General features: G+C 32.5%; 16 protein-coding genes and 2 pseudogenes. 4 read left to right on the plus strand and 14 right to left on the minus strand.

Annotated elements, in window-relative coordinates; genetic code table 11:
- Nucleotides 1-1,194: a lanthionine synthetase C family protein gene (locus H9Q20_RS11320; RefSeq protein ID WP_187477767.1), complete on the minus strand. Its 1,194-nt coding sequence runs from the start codon at nucleotides 1,192-1,194 to the stop codon at nucleotides 1-3.
- A 69-nt stretch (nucleotides 1,195-1,263) separates the two neighbouring features.
- A complete protein-coding gene (locus H9Q20_RS11325) occupies nucleotides 1,264-1,530 on the minus strand; it encodes a hypothetical protein (RefSeq protein ID WP_187477768.1) in 267 nt (88 codons plus the stop codon).
- A 524-nt stretch (nucleotides 1,531-2,054) separates the two neighbouring features.
- Between H9Q20_RS11325 and H9Q20_RS11330 the strand changes: the two genes are divergently transcribed.
- Nucleotides 2,055-2,711, plus strand: coding sequence for an ATP-binding cassette domain-containing protein (locus tag H9Q20_RS11330; RefSeq protein ID WP_187477769.1), 657 nt, complete (start codon nucleotides 2,055-2,057; stop codon nucleotides 2,709-2,711).
- A 171-nt stretch (nucleotides 2,712-2,882) separates the two neighbouring features.
- Here the strand turns inward: H9Q20_RS11330 and H9Q20_RS11335 are convergent, their stop codons facing one another.
- The 4 genes from H9Q20_RS11335 to H9Q20_RS11350 form a co-directional block, all read right to left on the minus strand.
- On the minus strand, nucleotides 2,883-3,656 hold the full coding sequence (locus H9Q20_RS11335; protein ID WP_187477770.1) for an ABC transporter permease: 774 nt from the start codon (nucleotides 3,654-3,656) through the stop codon (nucleotides 2,883-2,885).
- Nucleotides 3,649-4,551: an ABC transporter ATP-binding protein gene (locus H9Q20_RS11340; protein WP_187477771.1), complete on the minus strand. Its 903-nt coding sequence runs from the start codon at nucleotides 4,549-4,551 to the stop codon at nucleotides 3,649-3,651. The genes H9Q20_RS11335 and H9Q20_RS11340 overlap by 8 nt, the downstream gene beginning before the upstream one ends.
- On the minus strand, nucleotides 4,551-5,828 hold the full coding sequence (locus H9Q20_RS11345) for an erythromycin esterase family protein (protein ID WP_187477772.1): 1,278 nt from the start codon (nucleotides 5,826-5,828) through the stop codon (nucleotides 4,551-4,553). The genes H9Q20_RS11340 and H9Q20_RS11345 overlap by 1 nt, the downstream gene beginning before the upstream one ends.
- Nucleotides 5,829-6,422: 594 nt before the next feature.
- The gene (locus tag H9Q20_RS11350) at nucleotides 6,423-6,755 is read right to left on the minus strand and encodes a DUF6876 family protein (protein ID WP_187477773.1); all 333 of its coding nucleotides are present in this window, start codon (nucleotides 6,753-6,755) and stop codon (nucleotides 6,423-6,425) included.
- A 428-nt stretch (nucleotides 6,756-7,183) separates the two neighbouring features.
- Here H9Q20_RS11350 and H9Q20_RS11355 point away from each other — a divergent pair, with 428 nt between their 5' ends.
- Complete coding sequence (locus H9Q20_RS11355; RefSeq protein WP_187477774.1) at nucleotides 7,184-7,723, plus strand: transposase; 540 nt, start codon at nucleotides 7,184-7,186, stop codon at nucleotides 7,721-7,723.
- Between the two features lie 175 nt (nucleotides 7,724-7,898).
- Here the strand turns inward: H9Q20_RS11355 and H9Q20_RS11360 are convergent.
- From H9Q20_RS11360 to H9Q20_RS11385, 6 genes and pseudogenes are all read right to left on the minus strand, one after another.
- Nucleotides 7,899-8,250 (minus strand): annotated as a pseudogene (locus tag H9Q20_RS11360) (hypothetical protein); the annotation flags it as partial.
- Between the two features lie 59 nt (nucleotides 8,251-8,309).
- Nucleotides 8,310-8,729 (minus strand): annotated as a pseudogene (locus tag H9Q20_RS13275) (PRTRC system protein E); the annotation flags it as partial.
- 69 nt (nucleotides 8,730-8,798) lie between these two features.
- Nucleotides 8,799-9,218 (minus strand): hypothetical protein, encoded by a 420-nt coding sequence (locus tag H9Q20_RS11370; RefSeq protein ID WP_262385527.1) that lies wholly within the window; start codon nucleotides 9,216-9,218, stop codon nucleotides 8,799-8,801.
- On the minus strand, nucleotides 9,202-9,717 hold the full coding sequence (locus H9Q20_RS11375) for a hypothetical protein (RefSeq protein ID WP_187477777.1): 516 nt from the start codon (nucleotides 9,715-9,717) through the stop codon (nucleotides 9,202-9,204). The genes H9Q20_RS11370 and H9Q20_RS11375 overlap by 17 nt, the downstream gene beginning before the upstream one ends.
- Entirely contained in the window at nucleotides 9,698-9,946 is a 249-nt protein-coding gene (locus H9Q20_RS11380) for an addiction module toxin RelE (RefSeq protein ID WP_187477778.1), read from the minus strand. Before H9Q20_RS11380 ends, H9Q20_RS11375 begins: the two co-directional genes overlap by 20 nt.
- 11 nt (nucleotides 9,947-9,957) lie before the next feature.
- Nucleotides 9,958-10,368, minus strand: coding sequence for a single-stranded DNA-binding protein (locus H9Q20_RS11385; RefSeq protein ID WP_187477779.1), 411 nt, complete (start codon nucleotides 10,366-10,368; stop codon nucleotides 9,958-9,960).
- 670 nt (nucleotides 10,369-11,038) lie between these two features.
- Here H9Q20_RS11385 and H9Q20_RS11390 point away from each other — a divergent pair.
- A complete protein-coding gene (locus tag H9Q20_RS11390) occupies nucleotides 11,039-11,575 on the plus strand; it encodes a Panacea domain-containing protein (protein ID WP_187477780.1) in 537 nt (178 codons plus the stop codon).
- Complete coding sequence (locus H9Q20_RS11395; RefSeq protein ID WP_187477781.1) at nucleotides 11,575-11,979, plus strand: hypothetical protein; 405 nt, start codon at nucleotides 11,575-11,577, stop codon at nucleotides 11,977-11,979. The genes H9Q20_RS11390 and H9Q20_RS11395 overlap by 1 nt, the downstream gene beginning before the upstream one ends.
- Before the next feature lie 79 nt (nucleotides 11,980-12,058).
- Here H9Q20_RS11395 and H9Q20_RS11400 read toward each other — a convergent pair whose 3' ends face one another.
- Both H9Q20_RS11400 and H9Q20_RS11405 read right to left on the minus strand, forming a co-directional pair.
- Nucleotides 12,059-17,176: a helicase-related protein gene (locus tag H9Q20_RS11400; RefSeq protein WP_187477782.1), complete on the minus strand. Its 5,118-nt coding sequence runs from the start codon at nucleotides 17,174-17,176 to the stop codon at nucleotides 12,059-12,061.
- Nucleotides 17,169-17,849 carry a hypothetical protein gene (locus tag H9Q20_RS11405; RefSeq protein ID WP_187477783.1) on the minus strand — a complete coding sequence of 227 codons (681 nt, stop codon included), beginning with the start codon at nucleotides 17,847-17,849 and terminating at the stop codon, nucleotides 17,169-17,171. The genes H9Q20_RS11400 and H9Q20_RS11405 overlap by 8 nt, the downstream gene beginning before the upstream one ends.
- Between the last annotated feature and the right edge of the window lie 41 nt (nucleotides 17,850-17,890).

The raw sequence follows: 17,890 nt of genomic DNA on the forward strand, positions 1-17,890 counted from the left end.
TCATATTGTTAAAAATTTTGACCAATCAAGTTTATTATTAATAAATGATATTAAGGCTAATCCTACTCCAGAAGTACCATCGAGAATACTAGGGTTGGGTTCATAATTTCCTGTAATAGTGTTGTAACAAACTTTTGAAAAATTTTCTGAATCTTCTTTATAAAAGGTTAGTGTTTTATTAAGCCAAAATTGAGCAGCTACTGCATAATGTGCATTATTTGTTTTTAAAAACTCATTATAAAAGATTAATGCAACACCAGAACTTCCATGGCATATTCCTGCATCTACTATTGTAGTCTCACTAATGCTTTTTCTTGTAGTAGAATATTCAAATATTTCTTTAGATTTCTCTTCCCATATAGTTTTATTAAAAATTTTAGAAGCCTTACTTAGCATTATTGCAATGCCAAGATCTCCATAGCACCAAGATAGCCTACTTCCATGAATTTTATCTTTTTGCTGTTCGATAGACGTAAAAGGATAGTAAGATCCATACATCTTCCAATCAATTTCCTGTGCTAAAATAAAATTTATTGCTCCTTTGATAATTTGTTCAATATTATAATCAAATTTCACATCTAATTTGTATAGATCTAATAAAAAGAGCACAATGCTTGTCATACCATGAGATAAAGAAATGTTCACAACCTTATTATGAGTTTTCCACTTTACAAAATCATTTTCATTAATTGCAGAATTATTAATGAATTTTAATAAAACATTTAAGGTTTTTTTTGATTCGAGATGACCACTTTTGAATTTCTCCAAAAAATAATATCCTATTCCAATTGCTCCATGTAAGAAATCATAATTTCCTTCATTAATACAAATATTAAATTGTTCAATAAGCCATTCATCAATTTGATTATCTACAAAATCAAAACGCTTGTAATCAAAATGGCTTTTAGACTGAATATAATCAATAGCCAAACAAATTCCAGGTAATCCATTACAATACGTATGAAAGACATTTCCGTTTTCTATAGACTCAAATATATAATCTATTTTTTTAGTGACATATTTTTCATAATTCTTATTTATTTGAGAATATTCATATAAAAATAGGGTCTCTCCCATTGCACCAGATAGTAAACCTATATTTGGGTTATCTTTTTTATTTATAATTCCTTCAGCTATGAAGTATAATAAATATTCTAATTCTTTTTGTTTCTCTTTTGTAATGATTAAGCTCATAGTCAAGAAATATCCAATTAAAAAGAGGCTGAAAAACAGCCTCCTATTCTTAATGTAAAAGTACTTTAATTACCCAACAAAAGTACAAGTAAGACCGTCTAAAGACTTCGATGTTGGAGCGCAATTAATAGCAGAACCACAATCAGCAGTACACGTAGCTTCTGTGCAATTCCAATGAGTTTTTGTTATACCACATCCATCAGTACAACCAGCTGAAAAACCTGCATCTATTGCTAGTTCCATACCAGCGGCTCCACCGTTAATAAGCTTTTTAGAATTTTTGTCTAATTTTGTTACTGTTTCTTTTGAAAACTTTAAAATTTTTTTCTTTTTCATGATTTTGAAATTTAAATTGTTTTGTCTAACAAATATATAATTTTTTTCATATTGAACAAATATATTTTGTTACTTTGTTATCAATTAATAATTAATATTGTGCTGAATAAAATTATAAATTATTTGTTTTTCTATTCTAAAATTTTAATACCAACTTTATGTATATCTATTTTAGTAAGTATTATATTTGGATTTTCTTATAGGTCAACAGTTCTCTCTTATTCTCTCTTTTCAATAATATTCCATTATATTTTTTATGAGTTAATATATCCTAATGAATATTACTTTTATTATAACTTAGGATTCAGTAAAGTTTTTTTATGGTTAACCACTTTTGGAATTAACATTATATTTACTATCTTATTTCTCATTTAAGAATGCGAATTAAGGGTTGAAAATTGTTATTGAAAACCAATACCTTACAAAGATGAAAATTTAGAAATTATTTTTATTAAATTTTTAAATTGTTGAAAATCAAATGAATTAAAAATCCAACCCTTAATTGGCATTAAGAATTATTTTCTATGAAAGTTGATAGCATAATTAAAACTTTTGATGATAAAACTATACTACATGATATTTTCCTTTCATGTAGTAAAGGAGAAATTATTGGATTACTGGGCTCCAATGGTATGGGAAAATCTACACTATTAAAAATAATTTTTGGTTCTCTTCCTGCTGACCAGAAATTTATTAAGGTCAACAATAAAATAATAAAAACTGTTTTTGACAATAATGGTATAATAAAATACCTTCCACAATTTTCTTTTCTTCCTTCTCATATCAAGATAAAAAAAATTATTCATAGTTTTTGTAGTAACGAAAAATCAACATTTCTGTTAAACAATCCTTTAATAAAACCGTTTATAAATAGCAAACCTAACGAATTATCAGGAGGGCAAAAAAGAATTATTGAAACATTACTTATTGTACACTCAAATGCTGAATATATTTTGCTTGATGAACCTTTTAAAAACATTGACCCCATTCATATAAATGAGCTTAAAAGCAACATAATATCAGAATCCATGTACAAAGGAATTATAATAACAGATCATAATTATAGAGAAATTTTAGATATCTCTACAAGAGTTATTTTATTATATAATGGCTCAATTAAGGAGGTTAAAGAACAAAATGATTTAATATTTTATAAATATTTAAGAAATAATTATTTATGATATTTACTTTTATTTTTTCAATTTTTCTGTAAATTTTCTAATTATTTGAAAATATAATCCCTAAGGTAGTGTCTATATGGATTTCTTCGAAGAAACTTATTAGCTTATGGACTTTTTACTATCTAAATTTAAAAAAATCACAAGAATTTAATCCATTCGAGGTAATTAAAATCATACAAACTGTTTCTTTTTCGTAAAAATATAAAAACTTCCCAAAGCAAAAACAAATATAGCAACTATATTACAGTAATCTAGTCTTTCAAATAGGGTATTTTCACTCATAAAATTTAAATAAGATTTATAGCCTCCCGTGTATACTAAAAAATCCGAAAAATTTTTCTCACTCACTACCCCGGAAAAAAGAAGCATAAACATGCTGAAACCGATAGGATAAATAAAATTTTTGAAAAATAGACTTAATGCAAGCTGGATCATGGCAATAGCTGAAAGCATAATATGGAATTTTAAGAAAATATAAAATATCACTTCTCTGTAATCATAATTCTGAAAACCCATATTGGGAAAAGTAATTCCTAAAATATAACCTGACCCTAAAAATGCCACATATGAAAGCAATGTAGAGAATAAAACTATTAATAAGATAAACAAAACCTTAGAAATAAATATTTTAGACTTAGAAATAGGAACAGTAAATAAAATTCTATAGTTACTATTCCGATATTCTACATCACAACAAGCATGGACAAAAAGTGAAACTAAAATTGGATACAGCATATATAAAAAAAGAAATACAGACCTTCCCAATATAAATTTCCACGGATTGATAGTACTGTCTGTAATTCCCGATCTAATTGAGTCGTAAGCAATATAGAATGTAATAGCAAAAATAACCAACGTGGGAATTAGCAGAATTCCGAAAATTTCTTTATTTTTAGAAAGTTTATACTGTTCTGAAGAAAAAGCTTTATAGAAAGTATTAGTCATGGATATTAGAAATTAATTTAATAAAGATTTGCTCAAGATTTGTGTTATATGATTCTATATCATAAATATCAATCTCATTTGTAATTATGGTTTTTATTAGCGTATTGAATTCTTTGTCATTAGTAATTTTTACTGAAATTTTATTCAAATCCGTTTGAAGTATGTTAAAGATTCCTTGTAAAGCGGAAGTTGCCTTTTCACCATTACTTACCTTTAAAATAACATTCTTTTCAACTTTTCCTAAAAGTTCATTTTTAGTCCCTTGAAAAGCTATTTTTCCATCTTCAATAATTCCAATGTGAGTTGTTATTTTTTCTAATTCACTAAGAATATGGCTCGAAATAAAAATAGTTTTCCCCTGTTCATTTAGTTCTTGAAATAGACTTCTCATTTCAAATATACCTTGAGGATCGAGTCCATTTAAAGGTTCGTCTAAAATTAGCAACTCTGGATCATGAAATATGGCCATAGCAATTCCTAAACGTTGTTTCATCCCCATAGAAAGGTCACGGGCTTTTTTCTTTTTTTCTTTAGCTAAACCTACTATTTCCAGAATCTCGTCAATCCTTTTGGTGCCTTTTTCATAAATAATATCAAGATATTTTAAATTCTCAAAAACTGTTAGTTTGGTATAAAAACAAGGGGATTCTATAAGATTTCCCGTTGAAAAAAGAATTTCTGTCCTGTTTTGCTTCAAACTTTTATTTTGAATTAAAATTTGATCACCAGTTTCTTCCAAAAGTCCCAAAAGGAGTTTAATCGTAGTAGATTTTCCTGCGCCGTTTCTTCCTAAGTAACCATAAATACTACCTTCTGGAACATTCAAACTTACATTATTTAAAATGGTTTTAGAACCTATTGAGTAACTTAGATTTTTGGTTATTATACTTTCCATTACTTCTTGTTTGGTGTTAGTTGTGTATTTGTATCTATAAAAAAAATTCCATCAAGAAAACGACTCCAAAACATTCTCTGATCAACTCCTTGATTGATAGTGGATACAAATTCCTTCTTCAAAGGAGAACTTTCAGTAATATCACGGAGATTAATAAAAAAGTAAGGAGTTTTTGTTTCGTGAAATATATTTTCTATTGCATGTTTTCCTGGTTTATCAGTTAGATTCCCTTTATTACTCTTTTTAGCATATGTGGAAAAGTTCAACATATAAGAAGCTTTGCCGTATTTATCTTTGATATAAGCTCCTAATGGAAGGTAATCTTTATCATACCTTGCAGTAAAGGTATGAATATTGGCACACCATATGATGATTTTTTTATTTTTATAGATGTCGTCTATTTGATAAATAAGATTTTTTGCCATTATTGAATCCCTATAATGCATACTAGACATGGATCCTTCCTTGTAATTCCATGATTTCTGAAAATTATTTTTCAAGTCATTAAAGTATAGTGCATATATTATATTTTCTGGTGTTTTTTCTAATTTTAATATTATTTTTTCAATCTTATTTATTTCCAAGAGAAGCTCATTTTTATAATTTTCTTTGAGAATCTTATTTGCGTAGCTTTCAAATACAAAATATTCAAGCTCTTTAATGTTTTTACTGAAAATAGGAAAATTATTAATATTTATGTTATTTTTTTCAAGAAAATCTTTCAGAAGTTTTGCACGTCTTCCTGAAAGTGTAACTCCAGAAAATTGAAAATCAAAACCTCCCAACTCAATAGGGTTTTCTGATATTTTAGTTTTTTGATAATATTCAATAAGAGGCTTCATTTCCCTATTAGCCCACCAAAACTCAAAAAGACCGAGCCCTCCAATGGAATCTGAATGAATGCCTATTTTATGGTGATTCATTTCTTCATTCATAATCCAAGTATCATATTGCGCTGCTTCATAGAGAACTACATTATAATTCAAATTCTCATGAAGATACTTGATAAGTCTACTTTTCAACTTAAAAGTGGCTCCGTCAGAATGAGTATTTTCCCCTAACATTAAGACTCTGTTATCTTTTAATATAGTATCGAATACCTTCAAATCATTATCATCTAGATATTCCATAGAAATGCTCTTGATAGGATGTTTATAACGTTGAACTTCAGAAAATAAATCTTGCTTCTCCTCCCAGGGGATTTCTTGATAAACCATCTTGTTTAGGACAAGGGCTGCAAAAATAAAAATGATGAAAGCGTATGATATTTTCTTCATTAATTAAATTTATATATAGATGTAGTATTATTTTAATCATACTTAAGCAATACTTCGCTAAAAAGGTCACCTAATCTGTTGGATACTAGCGAAATAAGCGTCAGAAAAAATATGCAACTCACTAATATTCAGTATATTTATATTTGCCAACAAAATACAAAATATCCGAGTTATCCAATGCTAAAGGTATTGTTTTTTCTGCATTTGAGCAAATGAAGAAAAAACTGGATTGTAGAAATGTGAAACATTCGTGAATTAATTAGAAAAAATAATGAACAATTCTTAAAAGTTTCGTGCTTGTGATGATGCTGTTTTTGAGCATCAAAGGAAGAGTGAATTTCTTGCAGTTGGAACGTTTTCGGGTTTTTGCGAACAAAGATTTCGACACTTTTTTGAGCGAAGTTTTGATTTTATTTATTTCAATAAAGTTTTGATAATGAAAAATATAAATAACATAACAGTCCTTGCTTTTGACGCTGGTTTTACATCAAAGGCAGGTGAAAAAACACCCGGAGTTGGCTATTTTTGTTCGGGAGTTGCGGGGTCGGGCAAAATGGGGTTTGGAGTTTTGCGGAATAGCAGTTTTGGTTTTGACTAGAAAGACAGCGAAATGGTCAATTCATTAAAGAAAAAATTGGAAAATTCGATGTCTTGGGTAGCCAGGACTTTGTTATTTCCGTTGGTCGCAGAAAGTTTGAATCGGGCATCATTTACCCTTTCAAGTTTCCATACCTGAAATTCTTCTTTACGGAATTTTCCCTCAAATTGATAAGAAGCGATGCAGTCAATAAACCAATAGCATTCTTCTTTCTCTGCAATGGTATTCACACCATCTGTCAGCAAAATTCCGAACATATAGGAATAGTAGCATTCTGTTCCCATAAACTCGTTGTAAAATTCGTTGGCTGAAATGTTTGGATTTTTCATAATTGAAATTGTTTAATTGTTAATTTTTTATTTTATTTTTTCCGAAAATGTCAATGAACGCTCTTCTTTATGAATTTCTGACCACGCCTGTCGTTTTTCATTGCTTTTTGACGATAGAAATCCCGATTTCGCACAAAATTGGAATGGAGTAAAATGAAATAAAGGCTCTGAAATCTTTTTGCTCAAAGAGTTCAGGAGTGTCTGGAAAAATTATTGGAGCTTGCGGAAGGATTTTTTTTTAGAAACCCAAAAAGATTTTTTTTGTGCAGAAACGGGATTTATACTTTTGCAAACTGAAAACGACTTGCTGGTCAGACAATAAAAAGGACAGAAACAGTGGGTTATTTCACGAGAAAAACCGAAAAAAATATAGAACAAAAGCACCGTTTTATTGTATATTTGAACATTGAATCAATACAAAAAACAAAATGAGAAAAATCTTACTTTTATCTGCAATATCAATGGTTTCATCAATATATGGTCAAACCAACTGCGATGCTCTCAAAAAAGAAAATGAGGTTCTGCAATCAGCGAATAAAACTTTGACTTCGGAAAATGAATATCTGAAAAAAGGGCTTGAAATCAACAAACCAATAATTGACACAGAGCAAGAAAATTCTTCTTTTAAAATCACAAAAGTCGAAGGAAATAAAGCTGAAAAAAATATTACCATTAGTTTTCTCATTGAAACAAAAGATGAGAACAAAAAAATGACGATTGAAGATATTTTTATCGTGGATATTGAAGGAAACGAATATAAAATTGATTTATATAAATCCAGCCGACCATATCCGGAGCTGGCAATGGGAGTTCCGATGAAACTCAATTTTTCATTTAAAGATATACAAGGCGAACCCTTATTTATCAAACTATTCAGGTTCAAAGCGACCGCACAATCCGGAAAAAATTCATTTGAAATAAAGCGGTCGAATTTAGAATTTAAGGATTTGAAAGTTTCTTGGAATTAAGTTCTACAATTCTGATTTAAAGTTCAAAAAAATAGTCCGTAACCTCTTTTAGTAAACATTTAAAATACCAAAAATGTTATAGAAATGGGATTGCATCCACTTTCCGCAAAAATGCGATTCCGACCACAGGGAGGAATTGCATTTTTGCCTCCCGAATTTTCTTCGGACGGCTTTTTTATAGTGTTATGGGTTGAGTTCTGAAATTTTTCAGATTGAGAAAAAAAAATTCTGTTTTCAGTTAGTCCGTTGCGGAATAGATTCCATAAAAGCGAACTCCCTATTTGTGCCAAAACCGAATTGATATACAAATCCTGCTTTTCCAATGCTTCCGCCAAACTGCAACTCGGTGTTTCGTCTTCCGTTTCAGATTGTTTTAAAAGTTCGCCAAATTCCATGGTAACAAATGGTAGGTTTTCCATCGTTTCGTATTTTTCAGAATCGGGTTGCTGAACGGTTCCGATTGTGGAAAGTAAAACCTGCCCTGTAAACTGGTTGTTCCCGAAATCCAGCCAATATCTCGAACGGTCATGTCCTGTTTTTTACGGATTTCTTCGGTAACATCGGGATATTCGGAAACTTTCGGAAGTGCCGACCACGCCTCTTTGTATTTGCCCTCTTTTTCGAGCGTTTCGGCTTTTTCAAAAGCGTCTTTGTACTTTTTCGCTTTGGTTTCTTTTTCCTTTTTTTCTCTCTCGGATTTCTCTTTTTCCATTGCCGATTTCTTTTTGACTTCTTCAAGTTGTTTCATAAAATTTTCCATATCCACCATCAATCCCGAAGTGGTTTGTAGCGGTGTGGAAATGTTTTCAAAAAATCCGTTGTCCAATTCTTCGGCTGTTCCACGAAGATTTAAAGGCGGAATAAGTTTTTTGGCATCATCACCGCATTGCTCGTTTTTGAGCAATACGGAAAGGACAAAACCGTTTTCTGATGACGGTCTTAACGTAATTTGCAAATCACCCGAAAGGTTCATTTTTGCGATTTGTCTGAAAAAATTGGTTTGCATAATTTTTTGGGTTTAAGATTTAAAGTTCAAGGTTTAAAGTTGTTGGTTCTGAATATTTTACAAGTTGGTTTAATGAAAATTCTTCGGTGTAAAATTCCTCACCTGTGTGTTTTCCGAATGCGTTGTAAATGGCATTTCCGTTTTTGAAACCTGCATTTGGTAGCAGTTCAAACTGTTTTCGGGTTGCAACAATTTCTTTAAATCGCCTGTTTCCAATTCAATGAAAATTTGGCTTTTTTCTGAAAGTAATTCCTCAATTTCGGGATAATCTTCTCCCAAAAATTTGAAAAATTCTACATTGGTATCGGCATAATTCAGCCACTTCAAATCGTAGTCATTTTCTACTGTTTTTGCGGTTTCCAAACGCTTTCTTTGGGTTTGTTTCCATTCGTCTGTAATGTGGATGATTGCAAAATCGCATTCGTCCCAATCGCTGTTGTTCATTGCTTTTATGAGCAAATATTCTGTTGGTTTATCTGATAATTTCATTTTGTTGATTTTTAATAGTGTTAAAGTGATTTTCGATTTTTCGTTCCAAAAGAATTTCTAATATTTCGTAATCACTTCCGTAAATATTGCCCTCGAAAATCCATTGGTCTTTTTCTTCATCGTATTGGTATTGGTCAAAATCTTCATCTTCCAAATAAATGTCGGTCAGTTCGCTGTTTTCAAAGATTGCTTTGCCGAAAATGCAACACCCCAATTCCTCATAATCCTGCACAAAATCTACTTTGTAGTGTTCCGCAATTTCTTGGACGATTTCAATATTTGGCGACCATTTCGTTTGATACTCGAAAGTGTCGGTATCTTCGTCATTCAAATGGATATAGAAAAAATATCCGCCGTTGTTTCGGTTCACAAAATCCGGAAGTTGTCCGCAACTCTCTTTTTTCTGTTTTTCAGCCATTGTTTGAAACAACCATTTTATCTGCTCAATCGTTTCGGGATTTCCCCCGAAAACGACCGTGTTACTGCACCAATTTGCCATAATTTTTGATTTTTAAAGGTTCTGCTTGTTCGTAGATGTAAGTTCCGCTTGTTTTCAGCGGTTCTGCTCCTTGTGTCATTCGGATTTCCGAGTGGAAAATTTTTGAAAGTCGCTTTGCATAGCGGATTGCCGTGTTTCTTTCGCAATAGATTTGATAAGAAACTTCGATGAGTTCCCAATCTCGCTTGTCTTTTCGGTTTTTGATTTGAAAATTGAATTGTGTTTCCATAATTTTGAATTTTAAAATGGTAAATCATCCTCCAAATCGTCCGCAAACGCTTGATTTTTCTGCGGTTTTGCCGTTGTTGGATTGTTTGTGATTTTCGTTGTTTGGTCGGATTTTCCCTTTCCGTGAAATTTTATCCGTGAAGTGTTTAAGTTCAATCCCGATTTTATTTCTCCGTCTTTTCCAATCCACGCACTCGAAGAAATTTTCCCCGATAATTCCACCAAAGTCCCTATGGTAAGGTATTCTGCTATTTTGGAACTAATCCAATACGCACAGTTGAAATAGGTGGTTTGTTCGATTTTTTCGCCTTGTTTATTTTTGTAATAATCATTCACGGCTACTGAAAAATTCACGACTTGTCGGTTGTTTGCCAATGTTTTGATTTCTGCATTTTTGGTAATTCTGCCTACGATTGTGTTCATAATGTTTTGATTTATTTTGTTAATGATTTTTATAATAATGATTGATTGTATTAATAATTGAAATTTGCGAGTGAATTGATTTGGTATCGAGGACACTCGGCTTTTTTTTTACTTTTACCAAATTGTAAAAGCATAATTTTTTGTTGTTTTTTCTTTTGATTTTTTTTTCGTTGATGTCAAAGAACGTCTGCATTTTGAATTGATTCGTACAACTGAGGTTCCGGCTTTTTCTTTGCCGATGACCATAGGACAGTATTTTTCACACAAAACCCAGTTCGGTTCCGTTTAGAAAAAACAGAAATCCCGAATCGGGCTTGAAATCTTTTTGCTCGAAGAGTTTAGGAGTGTCTGGAAAAATTGTTGGAGCGAAGTGGAGAGAATTTTTTAGAAACCCAAAAAGATTTTTTTGTGCGAAAAATGCTGTCCTACATTTGCAAACGTAAAAACCAAAACCACAGTTGGAAGTGATTCAGAGGGCGTTCATTATCAATGGAAAAATGAAAGGAAATTCATTTAAGGAAATAAGTTGCTTCAATGGTTTTTTGAAGTTTTATAATTAATTTCATAGATAATTATTTTATCAAAATTTACTTCACATTGTGCTATATAGCAGATTTTCATTACATTTGTATCATATTTCCAACGACTTACAAGAGTTACGAGTTTTAGAATGAATTTAGATTTTAATATACAATCTTTTATACAACCTGTTTTATATATTCTTAATAAAGCAGGTAAACCACTTGATACTCATAAGATTTCAAAAATATTATACTTTGCCGACAGGGAACATTTGGCAAAATACGGTACATCAATTACAGATGATAGTTATATTGCGATGAAGTATGGACCGGTGCCGTCCACAATTTATGATATTATTAAGGCGGTTTTAGGATCGAGTGAAATTATTCCTGAAGAAGTGGTAAATAATTATTTTGAAAAATTTTCCGAAAAAGAAATTAATGCTTTGGCTGAATATGATGAAGATGAATTTTCTCAATCGGAAATTGAATGTTTAGACAATTCTCTCAAAAAATATCTGAATCGTTCATTTAGTTTCCTTACCAACGAGTCCCACGATTTAGCTTGGGATAATGCGGATTATACGATGGACGTTCTCAAAATTGCTAAAGCAGGTGGTGCAGATAGAAATATGCTCAATTACATTAAAGAGCATAATGAGTTGGCTAACGCAAAATTTTACTGATGGTAAATGTTGGCGATGTCCTTTACCTATTTGTTGAAGACACAGATCCTCCAAAAAAGAAATACTTTTTTGTGTTGGGAGTTACAGAAGACGAAATATCTTTGGCTTCTTTTTTTGTAAATTCCGAAATCAATTTCAATGTAAACCGCAATGCCGTTTTAGTTAAATATAATATTGAACTGAATCCGGTAGATTATCCTTTCCTGCATTATACTTCTTATCTGGACTGTACTAAAATGGTAATCAGAGATAAAAAAGAGTATGATGAAATTGTGAAAAACCGTCCCGAAGCTGTTGTTTATCAACTATTGCCGGAACAATTGGAATTTTTTCGGCAGGTAATTAGAGAAGTTCCTACCATTAAAGGTAAAATTGTGAAAAAATTTGGATTCTATGATGATTAATGAGTTTTAACCACTATAAAATTTAGACAAAAAGGATTATTCCAATCCCGAAAAATTTTCACAAAACCACTCATTCAAATCATCTCCTTCTCTGAAAAGAAGTACTTTCTTCCCTTTCCTCATTTTCACTCTGATTTTGACTGCTTTTCGCTTCATAAGTCGGTTCGGACAATTTAATATTTGTTGCTTTAAAAATAGAAACATTCTCGGCTTCCCGCTCTTTCACATAATCCGTTTTTAGATTGTCCGTAAGTTGCTTTTCCTTTTCCTCTTTGTATTGTGAAACCAATCCGGCTCTCACTTCCGGCAATTCTTCTAATTTTGAATCCAGTTCGGCAATTCTATCATTGGTTGCTTTCGTCTGATGTTCAATTTCGGTAATATTTACGCCTTTTTCGGAAAGTTCTGCAATCTTTTCCTGAACCAAAACCTTTGCTGCATCAATGGATTTTTGATAAAAAGGCAACTGATTTTTCCAATATTCTCCGTTTTCGGTTTCCTCTTTTGAATAGCCCTCAATTCTGTTGTAATTGTGTTGTGCTTTGGTTACTTCCTCCTGAACTTTGATAAAATCTTCATACTTTCTCAACACAAAAGCAGAATCTGCCAAAAATTTATTTTTCTCGCTTTCAATGCGTTTTTTCATCAGCTCGATTTCGATGTTTGCACGAGTTTCGGGGTCGGTAATGATGGCGGTTTTCAGTTCCTGCGTAGAAATATCCGAAATATCCAAAACATCAGCACCTTTTTTCATCGCTTCCAAATATCTTGCTTGTTTGGATTGCAGTTTCTGGAGCATAAAAACATCAATACTGTCATTGGTAAGCATAAAATTAATTCTCACATTATCGTTTTTATTGCCCTGTCTCCAAGCTCGACCTTCCACTTGTCGAAGCGAAGTAAAATTATACGGCAACGAAAGCATATAAATATCAGTCGTATTTTCCTGCAAATTCATTCCCTCCTGAATCGCCTCACTTCCAATCACAATTTTTATTTTTCCGTCATTAAATTCATCTTGAATTTTCAGGCGGTTCGGTTTGCTTGTTGCTCCGGTAATAATCCCGATTTCTTCGGGTTTGTAGCCGACTTCTTCTATCAAATATTCTTTCAGTTTCGGAAATTCTGCAACCGCCAATTCGGAGTAAATAATTTGTCCGGAATTGGGAATATCCTTTTTGTTTTGGGCAATTAAATCCATTGTCTGTTTCAACTTCGGCGAATTTTCCACAAACTCTTTTGCAGTCGGGTTTTCGCCTTTATAATAAGGTGATAAATATGGAGAAATTGCAATTTTCCGTCCGTTCAAAATATGGGTAAGAATAGCACCTTTTTCAGTTTCGCTGAAACTTTCATTTAATAAATCGTATTGTTCTTTTGTAAGGTCGTTTTGCTCAATTTTGTATTCTTTGTTAATCTTATTTGGTCTTACCAACTCAGGATTATCTTCTTCGCCTTTAATGTCGATAAACTCCGATAAAAGTTGCTGAAACAGCGAATTATTCTTAAATCTCCGCACGTTGGCTTTGAATTTTACATCGCCTTTGGCATCGATTTCCATATCATTGTCGGCTTCCATAAAGGTTTCAAAAAATGTATTCACATTGAAATATCCCGATTCTTCCAAACGATTATTGGCAATTAGCGACAAAATCGAATAATACTCCAAAGGCTTATTGGTAAAAGGCGTTGCGGAAAGTAGCGTTACATTTCTGCCATTGTTTTGGTCTTGAATATATTGTGCCGCCATCCAAGTATTAATGCCCAATTTCGAAGTTTGTTGGTTTTGACTTCTAAAATCCGATGTGTGTCTTCTGTCTTCAATCCGCACTTTTCCAACGATATGATTAACGTTGTGAACTTCATCAAACGTCAAATGGTCGAAGCCGAAATCTTCCCAATCGTAGATTTTTCCACGTTTCATTTTGCCCTCTATTTCCTTTTCTTTTTCCAATTCTTTTTGAAAATCCCTTTCGCTGATAGTGTTTACGCTCCTTAATTCATTTTCAGAAATATAGGAGAATTTGGAAGCCAAACTTTTGGTAATATTTTCGGAAAACCCAATGTTATTAAAACCTTCATATGTTACCAAAGTAATTTCACCATCTTTGTTATCGAATTTTGAGAGGTCGTAATCTTTCCCCAAATTTCCTAAAACATTGACTTTCGCATTCGGAATGGTTTCAAAAATTGTTTCTACCCATTGTTTGAGAATACTTTCGTTCGGAACTGCAATCAACGGTCTTTTTGCATTTCCACGCTCCATTGCTTCGTGCATTGATAAAATTCCGGACAAGGTTTTCCCGAAACCGACTTCGTGTGCCAAAAGTCCAACTCCTTTTGTGGTTTGTCGCCCGATTCCGGCTTTTTGGACTTCAGTTAAATTCAACGGATTTCCCTTGAAATTGAGATGAATTTTTGAGAACAACGGAAATTTTGAATAATCCGGAACGTGAATATTGTTGTAATTTCGGTTAAAATCTTTCACGAATTTTTCTCTTAAATCTTCGGAAAGTTCTTCCCTCAAAAATTTGTAAAACAAGTCATTTGCAGCTGCTTTTCTTCGCTCTCGGATCAAAGCATTTCGCTCTTTATCGCTTCCAGTAACCGATTCGTTATCAACAAAACTTCGGACTTCCCAAGCTGAAGAACCTGCAAAAGCATCACTCGATAAAGTACCGACAAAATCTTTGAATTTTTCAGCCAAAGTTCCTTGAACCAAATAAGTTTCCATTTCACGTTTTACCGGATTCCATTGGGATTTTTCAATCATTCCAATTTCAAATTGATGTACAAATTCGTGATTGGGACTGATGATGATTTCATCTAAAGTTTTCGGTTTTGGTAAAACATTTTCTAGTAACTCCTTCTGTTTCTCATACTGATTTTCAGTTCCGCCAACTGCATTTTTATCAATAAAATCAATTTCTAACTGCTCTAATTTTTTGTAAATATTTCCTTCCGTATAATAAAAATCGTGAACCCATTTTCCGTCTATATAATTCGCAAATTCATAGTGTTTACCGTAATTATTGAGCGTTCCGTCATATTCCGTATCCCGAAATGCTTTAATCTGTTTTTCGGAAATTTCCGAACAGTTTTGAAGTGAAGTATTAACGATTTCATCGGGTTTTATAAAATGATATTTGAGAATTTTTTTCTGAATGTTCGGTTTTGTTTGAACCCTGTATTCTGTGGATTTTTCGTTTTGAGATTGAATAATTTTATCCGCTTTTTGTCGGATTTCGTCGATTTGATTTTGGGAAAAATTTTTGGGTTCATCCAATATTTGAGATTGAAGTTGGGTGTATTTTTCAATCTCTTTCAAAACCGCCGGAGATTTGAATTTCACAGTATCAAGATTTGATAAAACCTGTTCGATTTTTTCTTGAATTTCAGTAAAATCCAACTCCTTTTTTTCTTCATTAATGAAATCTTCCGATTCATTTCCGGTTAAATTTTCATCTAAATTATTTTGTGTTTTTTGAAAATTATTTTCGGTTTTTGATTCCGTATTTTCTAAAAATAAATCCTCAAAAAGATTTCCAATTTTTTCAGTTTTCTCGGTTTCTTCAATTTTTTCAACTTTTTCGATTTTTTCAACTTTTTCAGTTTCAGTTTGATTTTTAAACTGTTCAATTTTAAGCAAAGCATTTTCCAAATTTCCGTGAACATATTCTTCCAAACACCCGAAACGATTGGTTTTTTCTTTGGTTTCGCCTAAAATTTTATCGGGATTATTTTCAAAATAATTGGAAATATCCTCCGAGATTTTCTGTGAATTTTTCTTCAGGATAATAATATCCGTTCCGATTTGCGTTCCCGAAAAAGCACCGACAGGAAGTCTGAAAGCATTTGTAATTTCGGCATTTTTCAGATTATTTTGGCGGTTCAGCCAACCCGACGGAAGCACCATTGCCAAAGTTCCGCCCTCGTTTAATACATCTAAACTACGTTTTACGAAATAATCTTCGTATTTCGAGATTTTCGGTTCTTCGCCCAAACCTTTGTAAAGTCCACGATGGTCGCCATAAGGCGGATTTCCGATGATTAAATCGTATTGGTTTTGATAATTTTCGGGATTGGTTTTCAGTCCTTTTTCATCAATAAATTTGGTTTCAAAAGAACGGAAATTAATGTTGGTTTCGGGATAAAGAATTTTTGCAATTTTCGCTGTGGTTTCGTTGATTTCAAAAGCGGTGATGTTGGTTTTTGTTCCTAAATTTTTGATTGCTTCTAAAAAATTTCCTGTTCCAACACTCGGTTCTAAAACTGAAATTTCATTTTTCCCTTTAAATTCATCTTTGATGAGATGGCGGACCGCCTCTACAATTTTTGAATCGGTGTAGTATTCATCGAGGATTCCACGACCTTCTTTTGCAGTTCCGCCACTTTTATATTGGTTGCAGATTTCCTTTAAATCATCGGAAATTTTGAAATTTTCTTTGAGTAAAATTTTGTTGTCGCCGGAAACAAAACAAGCTGCGGAAACCACTTCTGCAACTTGCTTATTGGTCAGTTTCTGACCTTTGTATTGTTCAATAAGATTTTCTACATCGGAAAATAATCTTCCTCTGTTTCCGACCAAATGCTGTTCGATTGTGTCTGCAAGTCCATTTCCAGCATCGTTGCTGCCCAAAGTTTGTCCGCTTCGGTGATTTCCGTTTTGCTCGGATTGGCTGTTTTGGCGAGGTTCTCCAATGTTTCGTTCAGGTGTTTCCCATTCAAGGTGCTGAGTTTCGGAAATTCGGTTGGGTTCAGTTCTGTCTGCATTTTCTGATTTTTTTGGTTCAACTAAGTTAGGGTTTTTCTCTTGAAAATTGATTTTATTTTGCAAATATTCTCTCAAATTTTGGTTGCCGTTTTCGGAAATTCCATACAGCAAACGAATGTCTTTGATGTTTTTATTTTTGAACTCCGAAAGAATTTTTTCGGTTACGAAATTTCCGCTTCGATGTCCGTTCAGACAAAGAAAAATTTTACCGTCAAAATTCCGAAATCTGTTCAGAAATATCTTGGTATTTTCAATTGAATTTAAGGCAATCAAAGTCCGGGAGTTGGTTTGATTGTTCAGTTTCAGAAGTTCCAAAAAAGATTGGACATCGTTTCTGTTTCCAAAAACAATGAGTTCGTTTTTACTTCCTTCCAAAACGGAAATATCATCAGAAACAGGGTTTAAAACGGCTTGGTTACTCACTTTTTCTGTTTTTTACAAAATGGTTGAAATCAAAAATTTCTTTTGCCGAATCGTCCCAGTTTTTCCTCGGAATGAGTTGGAGCGTTACGAAAATATCGGTTTCTTTGTTGTAGGAATCAATGCGTTCCAATCTTCCGTGATAGTCTTTTTCAACGTGTTTGTAGAGTGAATACGGCAAAATCGTATCAGTCGGATAAACATAAAATCTCGTGTAATTCCACGGCGATTTGATTTCAAAACGCTTGTATTTTTTCTTGAACAAAACCGTGTCAGAAAGGTTTCTCCGGTTTCGGTAATTCGGGATTTCTTCTTTTGAAAAAATAGCTCCGCCTTTTTTGTTCCAAATTAAATTTGGTTTTTGCTTTTTGGAAATTTCCGAAAAAAGAGGTGTATTATTTTCCGTTTCGAGTGGAAAATACAGCGAATCTTTGATGAAATACGTCTGTTTGTTGATTTCCGGAAACGTAAAATCGGGAACCAATTCCACAATGGAATCTCCGGAATAATTGAGTTTTGAGAGATGAAAACTTTGAAGCTGGTTCAAACCTTTCGATGCACCAAAATAAATGTTGGAAATGATGTCGATTCCGCCTTTTTCAGATGGAATTTCTTTGTGGCAGGAAATGCTTGCGAAAAGCAAAAAAAGATATGGAAATAGAAAAATTTTCTTCATTTTGTTAGTTTTTAAAAAGCGGCAAATCATTGGCTGACTTA

Origin of the sequence: Amniculibacterium sp. G2-70 (genome assembly GCF_014353055.1) — a bacterium.
In the GTDB taxonomy this organism is placed as follows: domain Bacteria; phylum Bacteroidota; class Bacteroidia; order Flavobacteriales; family Weeksellaceae; genus Amniculibacterium; species Amniculibacterium aquaticum.

Excerpts from the sequence above, each read along its gene's own strand:
- H9Q20_RS11320 (WP_187477767.1), bottom strand. The coding sequence starts at position 1,194 with ATGAGCTTAATCATTACAAAAGAGAAACAAAAAGAATTAGAATATTTA.
- H9Q20_RS11325 (WP_187477768.1), bottom strand. The coding sequence starts at position 1,530 with ATGAAAAAGAAAAAAATTTTAAAGTTTTCAAAAGAAACAGTAACAAAA.
- H9Q20_RS11330 (WP_187477769.1), top strand. The coding sequence starts at position 2,055 with ATGAAAGTTGATAGCATAATTAAAACTTTTGATGATAAAACTATACTA.
- H9Q20_RS11335 (WP_187477770.1), bottom strand. The coding sequence starts at position 3,656 with ATGACTAATACTTTCTATAAAGCTTTTTCTTCAGAACAGTATAAACTT.
- H9Q20_RS11340 (WP_187477771.1), bottom strand. The coding sequence starts at position 4,551 with ATGGAAAGTATAATAACCAAAAATCTAAGTTACTCAATAGGTTCTAAA.
- H9Q20_RS11345 (WP_187477772.1), bottom strand. The coding sequence starts at position 5,828 with ATGAAGAAAATATCATACGCTTTCATCATTTTTATTTTTGCAGCCCTT.
- H9Q20_RS11350 (WP_187477773.1), bottom strand. The coding sequence starts at position 6,755 with ATGAAAAATCCAAACATTTCAGCCAACGAATTTTACAACGAGTTTATG.
- H9Q20_RS11355 (WP_187477774.1), top strand. The coding sequence starts at position 7,184 with ATGAGAAAAATCTTACTTTTATCTGCAATATCAATGGTTTCATCAATA.
- H9Q20_RS11370 (WP_262385527.1), bottom strand. The coding sequence starts at position 9,218 with ATGAAATTATCAGATAAACCAACAGAATATTTGCTCATAAAAGCAATG.
- H9Q20_RS11375 (WP_187477777.1), bottom strand. The coding sequence starts at position 9,717 with ATGGCAAATTGGTGCAGTAACACGGTCGTTTTCGGGGGAAATCCCGAA.
- H9Q20_RS11380 (WP_187477778.1), bottom strand. The coding sequence starts at position 9,946 with ATGGAAACACAATTCAATTTTCAAATCAAAAACCGAAAAGACAAGCGA.
- H9Q20_RS11385 (WP_187477779.1), bottom strand. The coding sequence starts at position 10,368 with ATGAACACAATCGTAGGCAGAATTACCAAAAATGCAGAAATCAAAACA.
- H9Q20_RS11390 (WP_187477780.1), top strand. The coding sequence starts at position 11,039 with ATGAATTTAGATTTTAATATACAATCTTTTATACAACCTGTTTTATAT.
- H9Q20_RS11395 (WP_187477781.1), top strand. The coding sequence starts at position 11,575 with ATGGTAAATGTTGGCGATGTCCTTTACCTATTTGTTGAAGACACAGAT.
- H9Q20_RS11405 (WP_187477783.1), bottom strand. The coding sequence starts at position 17,849 with ATGAAGAAAATTTTTCTATTTCCATATCTTTTTTTGCTTTTCGCAAGC.